The 14,572-nt window shown below is 31.6% G+C and carries 10 protein-coding genes; all 10 read right to left on the bottom strand.

The window, feature by feature from the left end; all coding sequences use genetic code 11:
• Positions 1–12 precede the first annotated feature (12 nt).
• The 10 genes from EXC59_RS01025 to EXC59_RS00980 all read right to left on the bottom strand — a co-directional run bounded on the left by EXC59_RS01025 (position 13) and on the right by EXC59_RS00980 (position 14,504).
• Entirely contained in the window at positions 13–696 is a 684-nt protein-coding gene (locus tag EXC59_RS01025) for a Yip1 family protein (RefSeq protein ID WP_035369065.1), read from the bottom strand.
• 1 nt (position 697) lies between these two features.
• Entirely contained in the window at positions 698–2,134 is a 1,437-nt protein-coding gene (locus EXC59_RS01020) for an NHL repeat-containing protein (protein WP_035369064.1), read from the bottom strand.
• Between the two features lie 8 nt (positions 2,135–2,142).
• Positions 2,143–3,060, bottom strand: a complete 918-nt coding sequence (locus tag EXC59_RS01015) for a carbohydrate ABC transporter permease (protein WP_035369063.1) — start codon at positions 3,058–3,060, stop codon at positions 2,143–2,145.
• Positions 3,061–3,062: 2 nt separating this feature from the next.
• Positions 3,063–3,983, bottom strand: coding sequence for a carbohydrate ABC transporter permease (locus EXC59_RS01010; RefSeq protein WP_162163988.1), 921 nt, complete (start codon positions 3,981–3,983; stop codon positions 3,063–3,065).
• On the bottom strand, positions 3,980–6,850 hold the full coding sequence (locus EXC59_RS01005) for an extracellular solute-binding protein (RefSeq protein WP_162163987.1): 2,871 nt from the start codon (positions 6,848–6,850) through the stop codon (positions 3,980–3,982). The genes EXC59_RS01010 and EXC59_RS01005 overlap by 4 nt, the downstream gene beginning before the upstream one ends.
• Before the next feature lie 86 nt (positions 6,851–6,936).
• Positions 6,937–7,599: a DUF624 domain-containing protein gene (locus EXC59_RS01000; protein WP_035369060.1), complete on the bottom strand. Its 663-nt coding sequence runs from the start codon at positions 7,597–7,599 to the stop codon at positions 6,937–6,939.
• A gap of 73 nt (positions 7,600–7,672) precedes the next feature.
• A complete protein-coding gene (locus EXC59_RS00995) occupies positions 7,673–9,949 on the bottom strand; it encodes an immunoglobulin-like domain-containing protein (RefSeq protein WP_035369058.1) in 2,277 nt (758 codons plus the stop codon).
• Positions 9,950–10,054: 105 nt separating this feature from the next.
• Positions 10,055–11,767, bottom strand: coding sequence for a beta-N-acetylhexosaminidase (locus tag EXC59_RS00990; protein WP_051659003.1), 1,713 nt, complete (start codon positions 11,765–11,767; stop codon positions 10,055–10,057).
• Positions 11,767–13,584: a phosphodiester glycosidase family protein gene (locus tag EXC59_RS00985; RefSeq protein WP_035369057.1), complete on the bottom strand. Its 1,818-nt coding sequence runs from the start codon at positions 13,582–13,584 to the stop codon at positions 11,767–11,769. Before EXC59_RS00985 ends, EXC59_RS00990 begins: the two co-directional genes overlap by 1 nt.
• Positions 13,581–14,504: a hypothetical protein gene (locus tag EXC59_RS00980; protein ID WP_162163986.1), complete on the bottom strand. Its 924-nt coding sequence runs from the start codon at positions 14,502–14,504 to the stop codon at positions 13,581–13,583. Before EXC59_RS00980 ends, EXC59_RS00985 begins: the two co-directional genes overlap by 4 nt.
• Positions 14,505–14,572: the final 68 nt, after the last annotated feature.

Here is a 14,572-nt window from a genome sequence, read left to right as displayed (position 1 = left end):
GTTTTTCCTTCCCTAAGAGTTTCTCATGATAAATTCTTCATATACTTGTTGGATGAAACCCCAAATTTGTTGGAATAATGTAAGGATTAAGATTCCTACGAAAATGATGACTGCAACTGCTAAAATTGTTGCAATTAATGTCACTATCGTTTTTGCTAGTCCATATTCATGAATGACTAATAAGCCAAAGAATCCCATGTAACCAGTTAAGACAACACCAATCGTTGATAACGTAGCATAGATTGCTAATTCTTCTTGAATAAGTTGTCCTGAGATAAATGTTAATGGAATACCAAACCATACCAATGGAATGACTGCATATCCTAAAACCTTAAAGATTTCTCCTAATGTTCCTTTTCCTTCAAATAATGAAGTGATTGACCAGTTACCAATTGCAATTAATGCAATTGGCACTGTAATTAAGAAGAATGTTTTAATAATAGAGAAGTTTTCTACGTATGATTCTCTAATTAAGAATCCTGAACGTGTCACTTGTAAAGCAGTTGAAATAACTAATAAAAGAATATAAGTTATTGCAACATGATATTTACCTTTTTTCTCTAATTTAAAGTCATCAAAACCTTGAAAAGGGTGAGTTAAGATGTAGATTGGAAATTTAAAGTAATCTTCCCAAACATGCTTTAGAAATTGAAGATAATCAAAGTTCTTGATTTTATTAAGTATTTTCTTGAACATCTTAATCCTCTCCTTCTCGTTTGACAGCTTGCTTAATAGATTTGAAGATAACAAATCCTACCGCACCTAATCCAACAATTAAAACGTATGGCAAGAATGCTGCTAATTGATCATTACGATATTGTTCGAATGCTTTTGAATAGTTATAGTAATCATATCCTAATTCGAAGTTCTTCATTGCATCTTCATAGTTGCCTTCTCTAAGTTGTGCACGACCAATACCTGCATACGCTAAGAAGTAATTTGAGTTTAACTTTAATACTTCTGCCCATGTATCTCTTGCTGCTGCATAATCCATTGCAGTATATTCTGCGATTGCTTTATTCACTAACTTCGCAAATTGTACTGGTTCATAGATTTTAATGCTTTTTGATGTGCTGTCGGTAACAATAATATATTCGTTAAAATAAGTTAATGATGTTGGACTTGATAATTGATCTTGTAAAGTACCTTTTCCACCTGAAATATATAGTAGATTTCCTTCTTTATCGTAAGTGAAGATTCTTCCTCTATTTTGATCTAAGATACTATAACGTTGCATTGATTCATGTACTGCAACATCAATAATTTGTGAAGGTCCAACTTCAACTCTTGTGTCTTGTTCTTGGGTCACTGAGTCTCCAACAACAGGAACTAATCCTTTATTTTCTAAGACATTTTTACCTTTAAAGTTTAAACGTTTAACAGGTTCCCAGAACTCAGTCTTAGAAGCTGTATAAATGTAACCTTCTTTATCAATGTCTAATGAAATAAATGATGATTGTAAATTTAAAGCCATTTTTTCTCTTTGTTCTTTAGTTGCAAATTTGTAGATTAAGGCTTCAATAAAATTAAATTTAATGGTGTTTGTACCGAAGAAACGGTTAAATTGTCCATCAGTATCAAATTCCATCACCCCTTCGAAAATGTTATAAGCGATAACATTAATTCGACCTGTACGGTCAACTGCAACGCGAAGAGGTTTAAAGTCTACTGTTTCAAAAATAATATCATTCGGATTTTTAACTTCATTAACTAATTGGTTTGTATTGATATCAAAAATCGCAACTCTATTATTGTTATAATCAGCGACATATAGTAAGTCATTAAATACATAAACTCCGTTTGGTGTATTTAGCTTACCTAATTCATCTCCATCTTCTGGGAATGATTTAACGTACTTGAATTCATTATTGAATACATATACTTTGTTTGCTGTTGCATCTGATACATAGATAAAATCTTTATACACAAATGCATCTCTTAAATCACCTAATACAACTGGGTTTCTTACATCATTGATGTCTGTAATATTTGAGTTATCAATTGCTCTTAATAAGTGCATTGATTCTGCTGATGCAATTTCACCCCAGTATGAATAGTTATATGATTGTTGTGTTGTAAATAAACCACTGAATAATAGTGATACAGATTGTAATAAAATCATAAATTTAATCATCATATCACCTACTTAATTCCTGAATGTGCCATTGTATCAATGATTCTTGTTTGGCTGAAGATAAATACTGATACTGGAACAATTAACATTAATAATGCAACTGCTGCTGAAGCACCAGTTCTTGCAATACCACCTGATACGATTTGTGATAATGCGAATGATAGTGGTTTTAAGTTTTCTGTAAAGATGAATGCTCCACCATCTGTTGACCATAATTGTTGGAACAGTAAGATAATGACTGTCAACCAAGCTGGTTTAACAAGTGGCATAACAACTTTGAAGAAAATTCTATATTCACCAGCACCATCCATTCGTGCTGCTTCTAATAATTCTGTTGGGATTGTCACCATAAATTGACGCATTAAGAATAATCCTAAAGTGAATCCCCATGATGGAATAATAATTGCCCATGGTGTATCAATAAATCCTAACCATGAGATAACTAAATAGTTTGGAACTGTAGTTACTAATGATGAGAACATTAATGAGTAAACGATTAATTGGTTAATTAATGCTTTACCAGGGAATTTTTGTTTTGCTAATGGATATGCTGCTAATGCACCAAATAAAACGTGACCAGCAACCCCAAGCACTGTAATAAACAGTGTATTAAAGAAATATCTTGAAATTGGAATTCTTGTATTACCAATTAAATTAAATAATTCTGTGAAGTTATCAAATGTAAAGTTTCTTGGAAATAACTGTGGTGGGAATAAGAAAATTTCATCTAAAGGTTTGAATGCATTCGCAATCGTAAATACTAATGGATAAGCACTAAATAATCCAAATCCAATTAATAAGATTGATACGAATACATCACCTTGCCAAGAACGGCTTAATCTTTTTTTACCTGTAGGTTTAATTTTCTTAGCCTTAACATTCTGAAGTTTTAATTTTGATAGTTCTTGACTTTGTTTTGAATTCATTATCAAGTACCAACCCTTCTTAAAAGTTTTTGCACAGCTAAGTTAGCAATGATCATCATTAAGAACAAGATCGTTGCAATCGCTGATGCATATCCCAACTCCATACGTTGAGATCCGGCTCCGAAGTCTAGTAAGTGAGTAATAATTGTATGTCCAGAATACTCAACTGAAGGGAAACCTAAGAGTGCTGTTGATACAGTACCAATACCGAATGATGAGGTGATTTGCATCAACGCACCAAACATTAATTGTGGCATCATTTGCGGTAAAGTAATATACCATAATTCTTGCCAACGGTTTTTGATACCATCAATTGCTGCTGCTTCATATAATGATTTATCAACAGTTTGGAAACCAGCAACGAATGATAAGAAGCTGATACCAAGTGATAACCATAATTGAACAATAATAATAATTGTTAATGCATATTCTGGTGTTTTTAACCATAGAATAGGTGCATCAATAATATTTAAGTTAATTAAAAATGCGTTTAAGTAACCATACATATCGCCGTTGAAGATTAATTGCCATAATAAGAATGCTGATCCACTGATTGATGGTGCATAGAAGACAATGGTTAATACCCAACGTAATTTTGGTGGTAATTCATTAACTAACCACGCAAATATAAATGCAGCCGCATAACTTACTGGTCCAATGACAACAGCAAGGATTAATGTATTTCTAATCGCAATTAAGAATACATCATCATGTAATAATAAGTTAATATAATTGTCTAAGCCAATAAACTTTGGTGAGTTTAGCATATCAAAGTTTGTAAAACTTAAGAATAAACTCATTATTACCGGTAAAATCGTGAAAGTAAAGAATATGATTAAGAATGGGGCCATCATACCGTAATAAACTTTATTCGATTTAATTTCTCGTTTTAATAGTTCTTTTTTTGTTATTTTTTGTGTCATAATCCGAGTTCTTTACGCTTTCTAGCAATTTCTTCATTAATCTTTAAGTGATATTGATATAGAGAGTCTTGCGGTGTTACATTGCTATTTAAGACAGCTCTAAATGCATTATCAATGTGTCGCCCTACAATGTAGTCCCCAGGTACAGTAGGAATACCAACTGCTAATTCTCTTTGTTGTTTTAACATTAAGTAATCTTTTGTTGGCCATGGAAGTTGTTCAAATGCTTGAAGGTTTGCTGTTGGGTAACGAGCTGCTGAACCAATAACTGATTCCATACCTCTTGCATAATCCTTTTGAGTGTCTGCGGATAACCACCATTTCATAAACTCCCAGCTTGCTTCTTTTTCTTTGGATGCACTCATAATAACAGATGAAGTAACTGTTGAGACTGATTGTCTATTTAAGACACCATCAACTTCTACACCTGGTAATAATGCATAATCCCATTGACCAGAAATTTCTGGAGCGAATACGCTTAATGTGTTATATAGTGAATAGTTTGCAACACCAATTGGCATTTCACCACTTCTAAATCTGTTTGCAAAGTTTGCTTCTAACGCAAATCCATAATCTGTAAATAATTTAGTGAAGTCTAAGAACGCATTAATGTTAGCAGGTTGTAACATGCCTGATTCTCTTCCTCCATCTAGATATAATTCTCCACCATTTTGTTTAATCATTGCATAAAGTACTGTAGACATTGCACCTTGAGAAACTGGTACATAGAATTCTAAGTATCTTCTTTGTAATAATGGAGAAATATCAATAACTTCTTCCCAAGTTGTAGGTAATGAAGTTACACCAACTGAATTTAAGATATCTTTTCTATAGAACATAACTAAGAAATCTTCTGTATCAGGTAGTGCGTAAGTAACACCATCAAATGTTAGAGCTTCTAAAGCAGAAGGGCTAAACCATGATGCAACTTCTGGGAAATCAGCAAAATCTGATAGTGGAACAATCGCATTTCTAATACCCCAGTTAACTGGCATTTTTTGGTCTACACCAATAGCAACATCCGGTCCATTACCAGAAAGTGTCGCTTGAAGTAAAACACCCATATTAACCATTTTTAAGTTAACATTAATACCTTTATCTAAAGTAAATGATTCATCAATTAATTGTCTTAAATAAGTTGTTTGGTCACGACCAGTTCCAATCCAAACTTCAATTGTAGGTCCATCAACTGATACACCTGTACCAAAGTCTGAATCATCTTTAAATGATCCAAAGAACATAGTAATTTCGTGCCATAATTTTTGGAAGAAATTCAATCTGATTTTTGGAAGTTTATGTGTGTTTCCAGAAACAATAATTTGATCAATTGTTAATGGTTGTTCAGAAACTGAAATAACCCAAGTTCCTAATGCTGAAATATTTTGTTCGAACTCTCTTAAACCTGATTGAACATTTTTTTCATCTTCAATAAATTTCTTAATTTGGTTTCCAGCTCTATCAAATGCTGAAATTAAACCTGAACGTCCACCAGAAATTCTAATAATTTCAGAACGAATCGCTTGTAATTCATCTTTGAATGCAACTAAGCGAGATTCAAAGTTTGGAATATATCTACTTAATAAATAATCTTGATATGGGTCAGGGTTTAAACCTGTACGCATAACAACTTCACGATAAAACGCTCTAAATTCCTTAATTAAAACGTTTACTCTTTGAACAATTGGACCATAGTTACCAATCGTTGAAGTTAATGAAATTTCATTCACACCAGCTTCTAAGTAAACATACATTGGTTCACCATTACCAAGTGATACATACTGTAAATCACTCTTGTATTTGAACTCAACTGTTTTCGCTTCTTCAAATGGTGTTTTACCATTAATCTTTAAACTTCTAGTTGTTGACTGACCATTTGAGAAGTTTTGCATAACTTTGAATGTTAATTTATAGAAACCAGCTTCTTTAACTGTTAATTGCCATGAAATTGAATCACCAGCAACTCTCCAGTTATTCCCCCCAATTGCATTATATCTTGTAATAAATGCTTCATAAGGTGTGAATTTAGGTGTAGAGAATTCAGCAATTGGATTTAATGATGGAGAAGATTTTAAATATGATTCTTCCGCTTCAATAATATAGCTATCTTCAACTACTTTTGCACCTTGTTGTAAATATTGATTGTAGTAAGTTTCATAGTTACTTACTTTAGTTTCTTGGAATAAGAATAATCTTCCTAAAACGAACGGTTCACGTTTACTTTCAAAAGTGATTGTATTAACGCCTTGTTCGAAATAGAAATAATAACTATCGTTATAATATCCAACTCTATCTTTTAATGTATCTTCTGCCCATAAGTGTATTTCAACTTGTTTAGGTCTAATATCTGATACACCTTTTTCTCTAGATTCTGATACACTGAATTCATCTTTGAAGAAACGTTGTAAAACAAGCGATTCCGCTTCAATGAATGGATATTTTCCATTAATTCTCATTGCTCTTTCAATGTTAGAACTTCTACCTAAAATAGAAAAATACTCGACACCAATATGGTAGTATCCAGCTTCTGCAACATTGACTGTTAAGGAAATATCTCCTGACTCAGGTAGATATAAACCATCTTTTTCATTCCCTAAATCATCTTTGAATAAACCATAATATGGCAGATCATTATCCACCAATCCATTCGAATATTCAAATGTTGTTAAATCAACATCAACGATTTCATCAGGAAACACCTTATTGTACTTATCTAAGTAAGTTGCATAAGTATCTTCCGTGTCACTTTCAAGCTCATAAATCGAGCCATTATAGTCACTTGGGGTGAATGCGCTTACGTTATTTGTATTTAGTAATAAGGTTCCTACTGTTAATGTTACGATTAGTAACAATATCATTATTTTTTTCATATAAACCTCTTTGCTTTAAAGTTGTATAGTCAACTATCAATAGTATATCATTTCATAGTTGACTAGTCAAGTTAATCTATAGGTGTTTAGTATATCTCATCAAGCAGTTCATCAAGCGATTCATTAAGCGATTCAACTTTAGAATAACCTTTAACTAAAACAAGATAATTAATTAAACTAATGCCACTTAATCCAAAGAATAATCCTAGAATAGGAATAAGTATAATCACATAAATAAACATAAACATAACAATTAACCAAATCAATGCTCTGAATGAGAATCCAATTGTTAATAGATAACTATGTTTAAGTAGCGATTTGATATTCACTTCATATAAACTAGAAATCATTAGACCATGCATAAATGCAATTAATGTGGCCCCGAATAATAATAGCATAATCATGAAACTAAAGAAATAGTACCAGCTAAACGGTTCTAATCCTGCGTAGAAATAAAATATATTAAATAAAAGCACAATCAAGATTACTTCAAAGAATAATATTGTCTTTAAACTTCTCTTTAAGATTTTCTTTAAAATCGAAACGTAAACATTAAAAGTTCCGATTGCACCCTTATTTAATACAAGTTTTAAAGTCAACACTCCAGTTACAATTGCCACAGGTAATCCCACGACAACTAAACCTAGTAACGTTGTTACAATCATCAAAAGATTTACAAAAATTACTTTTAATAAACCATCTGAGAAGTGATAAAACTTAGAGTTGACATACTTTTCATAAAAACTCATAATAAACCCTTCTAATAAAAAGCAAGGAGAAGCAATCTATTGCTAGATTGCTTATCCCCTTTTTAGTTTGTTGTTATTTTACTAATGATACCGTAGTGTTTCTTGGATCATAGTTATTTGCTGCTGGATTTCTCCATCCATCAGATGTACCACCTGCTGGTGCAGTTGGGAAAGTAGCATATTGTGCTACGAAGTAATAACCCATGAATTCTCTTGCGCCACCAGCTTGGTTAATGAAGTCTTGGCCATCTTTAGTGAATGTTAATGCTAAACCGTTCTTACCGATTAATAACATATCTCCTTCAGCTGTGTAGTTGTTTAATCCAACTGTTTGGTTGTTTTGAGCAACACCAGTTTCAGTTCCCCAACCTTTTTCAGCTGTCCAAGTTTGACCTAATACGCTACGTACAGTTTTAACATTGAAGTCTTTGTCTAATAATACTAATACTGAACTTGCTTCATTGTAGGTTCCTGACCATGATGTAACTTCGTGAACATTTGTTACTAAGTATAAATATCCGCCAAGTTTAGTAGCATCTGTACCATTTCTTCTACCGAAGTAATCTTCTGCTGTTGTTACAACCACTTTAGCGATTGCACCATTCACATTGATTTCTGATACAACAGTTTGGTCAATGTTAACTGAGTTTGAATTACCTGAATCAGAGTGAGTAGCTAATCCAATACCCTTAACATAGTAAGTATTTACACCATTGAAACCTGTGATTGTGTTTACATCGAATGATGAAGCTGCAGTTTCAGCAACTTTCTTGTTTAATCCGCCGCCTAATTTTACATAAATTTCATAGTAGTTAGTTCCTTCAACATGATCCCAAGTGATTAATTTAGAATTTTCTGCATCTACTTTAATAACTGGAGCTGCTAACGTTTGAATTTCTACTTTCTTATACTCAATTTCATTTGATAAATCAGAATCACTGAACTTGAACATATCTTTAGAAATTGCTTTAACTCTTACTTCATAAGGAGTTTCTGAAATTTCTAATGCTAATGAAGCTAAGTCTACTGAAGTTCCAGTCATCATATCACCAAATGCTTCACCATTAATGAATAATTGATATCCTTTAGCATTTGGAACTGCTGGCCATGATAATTCATGTCTGTTTAATGAGATTGAAGGCGCATCAATTGCATCTGGTAATGCGATTAACACTTCATAATCATTAATTAATTGTAATTTAATTGATGCTAAGTCGAATACGTCTTGTAAATCTTTAGTTGCTCCACCACCAGTGTAACCACTGTAGAAGAAGTTAGATGTCACAAAGATTCTTGTGTTTTGAGGGTCTTGAACACCACCAAACATTACGTAACCACCATCTGGAATTACATTTTCAATTTCAAATAATACACTTCCACCATTAGCGTTTGCTTTAGCCCATGGCATATCTGTATGTGATAATACAGTTTCACCATCTACAACGTCTAATTGTAAGTATACCCCTGGAGCTAATCTTACTTGTACAATATTGAAATCTTTGTCAGTTACGATTGCTGAACCATAAGGTAATAGAGGCACACCGTTTGAAGCAGGATATTCAGCAGCATGTTCAGCAAGTTCTGCTAAATAGAATGCTTTATCCATTACATATAGTTTATCATCAAATCTGAATTTAGCACCAGCACTTCCAGGATTTGTTAGTGCAGTTGTGTCATTCATCACATATTCAACCCATTTATCCCCAACAACTGCTGCGTTAACTTTAGCAAACAATGAAGGTTCAACTGTAATTACACGATCAACTGATGTTTTGTTGCCTGAGTTATCAGTTACTGTGTAGGTAACTGTGTATGTACCAGCAACATCTTTATTATAATCCTTAACGTCTAAAGTGATTACAGGATTTTTATCAACATTGTCTCTTGCAGAAACATCTTCCATTAAATCTACTTCAACACCAGCTAAATGTTTAATTGGAGTTAACTTTCCATCAGCAACATTCATGAATGCTGGTGGAATATTGTCCACTAATGCTAGTACTACTACTTTGAATTCTTTAGTAGTTTTTTCTTCATTTAATGTTAATGTAGCTGTTAATGTTACATTTTTATTTTCACCATATACTCTAGTAACTTTACCAGCTTTAGTGATTGTTGCACTATCGTTAGTCTCCCAAGTTACTAAGATGTTTTCACCAGCTGTTGCAGGTAATGTTACATCCTTAGTTACTGAATCAATTTTGTCCCCTGATGCAAAACCGATTTCTAGAGTTTCTTTAGCTTTTTCAACTAGCTCTTGATCGCTTTCGCCAGTTTGACAAGCCACTAATACAAACCCTAACATGAATAAAACTAGGGTTGTAATTAAACTTTTACCAAACTTTCTCATATAGTCTCCTTTTATTTTTGTTTATCTATACTCTATACGCTTATTATAGACTTTGTTTCTTGTATAGTCAAGTGTTTTATGTAAGCGTTTTTCATTTTTTTATTTTTATACAATTGAGCCCTTACTTGAAACCGATAGATCTGCATATTTAACACTTAGCCATGGTTCTTGTGAAAGTTTTTCCTCTAAGAAATCAATCACATATCCATCATGATATGATTTGATAATTTCTTCATACATATCTAGTCTTCTTAATTGACTATATATTCTATTTTGAAGTACTTCTAATCCAAATGGTTTATTTCTTCTTAACCAATTTTCTTCAAAACTCTTTAAAGATTCCATAAGATTTACTCTTGCTGCTTTTAAGATATTATGTGCTTCATCAAAGTTTTTCGTCTTAAAGTAACCACTTAATAAAATTTTTCTTAGTTCTAGTTTGTTTTTTAAATAACTTAATAGATTTTTAAAATGTGGATAATTAACTGCTTCTATTTCTTTTATAACAACATTTGCATTTTCAATTAATGGATCAATTAAACTATCGTTATATCCAACAAGATTGTTCATGTAAATTCCTAGTAAGATATCATCCCATAACAACATGATTGGATCAAATCCTAATTGATTAATTTTAGTTACGACTTCAAGTTTATGTTGTTCGTAACAATTAATCTTACTTAAATAGTTAGGATTAATTTGATTGCCAACCATGACATTAGTCACATCCACTAAACCTAAGAAAGATGTCTCATAGTCACAATACGCTCCATCATCATTCCATTGCGTAAAGATGATTTCTGATACCTTATTTTTTAATGATTCATTAATTGCGTGTGTCGCAGTTTTTAAGGTTTTTTCTCTATCATATGCAAGTTTTGTCCAAATCCATGTTCCACTAGCCATAATCACTTTACGATTCATTTTTTGGTGATTTTTAATCATTAAATCATAAACTTCGGCTTTATGATTATAGTAGTCCCAATAAACTAATGTGACATCCTTTGGAATCTTATTGATAAATTCATCTTCAAAACTAATCGTTGTATCATAATAGTATTCAGTTTTTGAACGATGTCTAAAGAACATATCTGACCATATACAAATCTCATTAAAGCCAGTATTCTTTGCTTTTTGATAAACTTGATTTAAATGATTTAAAAATAAATCTTCTGGGTTTGTATAACCATGTTGTTTATAGTATTGACCAAATGAGAAGCCAAATGTTTCGTCCATACCCACATGAATTTTTGTAGTTGAAAATGCTTCTTTACAAAAATCTAACATGGCTTGAATAAACTTATAAGTCTCATCAGAAATAATTAAAACATCTGCTTGATCTCTAAATGGATAACTACTTGGCCATCTTAAGAATTGACTCATGTGTCCCAGTGTTTGGATACAAGGCACTAAGTTTACTCCTACTGATTGTGCATAAGTATCTAGTTCTTGAATATCTTTTAATGTGTATTTTCCTCTTAAATATCCAAACTTAACATAATCTTCTAATTCATATACATCTTCTAAATATAACCAAATTTCGTTAAACCCAAGAAGTGCTTGTCTTAAGATGACACTCTTAAAGTAGTCTAACTTAAAGACTGCATTTCTTGATAAATCAATCATTGTTCCTTTAACCTTAAATCCGTCGTCTATAATTTCTTCATTAAATAAACTCAAGTGATTAAGATACAACAAAGCACTAGGAATGTTTTTATAATAAAGTTTATTTCCAACACGTTTTGTTACATCAGATAATTCAAAAGTTTCTATGTCATGATTAATATTTAAACTTTTGATTACTTTTTCTATTTCCATTATTTTTTCCTCTTGATGACAATTACAGTTAATGCCGCTAATACAACTAAAATTCCACTGCCAATTCCAATTGAAAGACCAATATTTGATGACTCTTTTTTCCCTTCATCTTCATCTTCTTCTTCAACGATTGGAAGATCAGTTTTATAGGTATAAGATATTTCACCTTTTTTACCATTACTTAATTCATAGTAAATAATAAATTCTGTTTCATTTTCAGGCACACTATCAAAAGTAGCCATTCTTAATCCTTTATACTGAACTAAAGCAACTTTATTTTCTTCATTCACTTGATTGATAACATACATTCTATCTATATCAAGATCTGCTTCGGTAAAGTTAATTTTTATCTTTAATTTGTTCTTATCAACCTCATGTGAAACAGTAAATGTTGGTTCAGTAGGTTCTTTTTCTTTAGATGCATAAATTAATTTTGTATAGATTGTAGATTTTGTTGTCTTATTTACAACACTAATGGATTGATGAATGTAATCATTCTTTTCAATCGTTACAACATTACCTTGGTAACTTTTTTCAATTCCATTTACAAAGACATCATAATTTGATGAAGGTAACGTTAAATTAATTGAAGTTTCTGTAATTGTTTCTTCAACTCTTGATGAATCTTTTGCTTTAATAAATAAGACTGCATTGGCAACCACACGATATGGGTTTTCTGTTGGAACGTTTACCATTTTAAACTGTCCATTTTCTTTAATCACGGTTTGGGTTGAACCACCGCCATCTAAGTTAAATCCATTCACAACACCATGAGATTTCATAATTAATGCGAATTCTCTTAAGTTAATTCCATTTGAAGTTCCTGTTTGTCTACCATCAACAGTAAATAAAACCGGTCTGTTATTTTCATCAAAACCAATACCTGTTCTTGGATGACGAACACTTGTGTTCTCATAACTTTGACCACCAATTGCTTCAAAAGTTTTAATTGTTCCGTTTTCTAAAATTTGTGAGTCAACACCTAAAATGGTATTTCCTTCTTCTACATCCTTAATTTTAGGTTGAATTTTAACTTTAACACCCTTAGCTAAAATTGACTTAACCGCTTCATCGGTTGTAACAATAGCAATCTTTGTATCAGAGTTTTCAATTTTTTGATTTACTTTTGTTCCTTCATTTGTATAAAAACTTGAGAAAGTTCCAATAATGCTCTTTTCAACGATATCAAAAACATAATGTTCTCTTACAACATCATTTGCAGAGTTATATCGGTAGTAGTAACCTGTTTTACCTGGAGTTGAAATTTGTGTATTTACTTGTGATAATTCTACTGCACCATATAATGCATCTGTTTTCGCATCATAAAAGTACGCATATTGTTTTTCTGTTGTTAACTTTTTATATGTTTCAATATGATTTCCATATTTAGTTAATGCTAATGAATAATACTTGTCATGAATATTTGGGTTTACCATACGTGATCCAAATAGCATGTTGGCATTAATTGTTTGATTGGTTGTAAAGTAATCACCATTAACTGCCGCAACAACTTCATAATTTGGATTTTTAGCTTCAAAGTCTTTTGCAATATCAATGACATTCTTATTTTTTAAAACACCTGTATTATCTCTAAAACTCCAAACAGTTGTTTCAATCGTATCATCAGCCTTTAAAACATGAATTCTTTGCGGTGTAACTGTACCCGCATCATTTGTTAAACTCGCTGAAATAAATTGATGTGTAACGCCATTAACTACATTTGTTGTTTCTGTTAAAATTTCATATTTTAAATTCCCTGAAACAAAGATGTTTGCAGCTAAAAACGGCAATAATAATAAAATAAATAATTTTTTCATTCTAATATCCCCTTTGGTCGAATCGTTATTTTTTGTCCACCAGTTTCAATATTTAACTCGCTTACTATAAATCCTTTAACATTTGGACAACTCATTTCAACTGCTATTTCTTCATTCATTGGTGTTTGATAAATAATTCCGTTTTCTTCATAAAGTAAATAACAGTTTTCCCAAATTGCATTTTCAATCACAGTATTTGAAACGATTGCTTCTTTTCCTTCATTACTTACTTGGTCAATAGCATTTACTCGTTTATAAGTTTTTAGCATATTTGTTCCATGTCCTGGCGAACTCATCATCGGTGAAGTAAAATCTTTAGTTTCTTTTAAATTATATTTTTTTCTAAACTCTACTGAATATGGAAGTTTAGAAACTTCAAGTACTTCGATCTTTAAAACTAAATAATCAGGTTTTGGACTTGTTAAACTCATTCTTAATCTATCACCTGGTAAATAGTAATATTCAGAAAAACTCGGATGATACATTGCATATACATTTTTAATACCATTTTTGTCATTTAAAATGGTTGCTGAATAATTTCTACCATTTGCTAAATCATATGAACCTGCATCATCAAACCCATCTGTAATATAGCGCCAGAATGGTCTATAAACTGCTGAGCCTTCTGTGACCTTTTCATTAAGGATTGCTCTACCTAGTGCTAATCCTACATCTGATTCATGTTTAGCATGTCCACCCATATAAATAGATGAAACATCTAAATTCTTTAAATCAAAATCAATTAACTTTGTAGGTTCTTTATCATCTTTAAAACGATTAATATAAGGCATAGGCAAAGTAATATCCCCCATAATACCTTTAAAATCGTATTCAATACTCATTACTTTGTGATACCATGCACCACCAAAACAAACTTGTTTTACTTTATTAGCATTTACATCTTTAAGTATTTTTATCATATTCAATTCCTTTTAATCTGTATCGTTATTTTAAGTATATCAAGAGAAACTTCACTTGTCTATACAAA

Source organism: Acholeplasma hippikon, assembly GCF_900660755.1.
Taxonomy (GTDB): Bacteria; Bacillota_I; Bacilli_A; order Acholeplasmatales; family Acholeplasmataceae; genus Acholeplasma; species Acholeplasma hippikon.
This window is presented reverse-complemented; position numbering and strand designations above follow the sequence as displayed.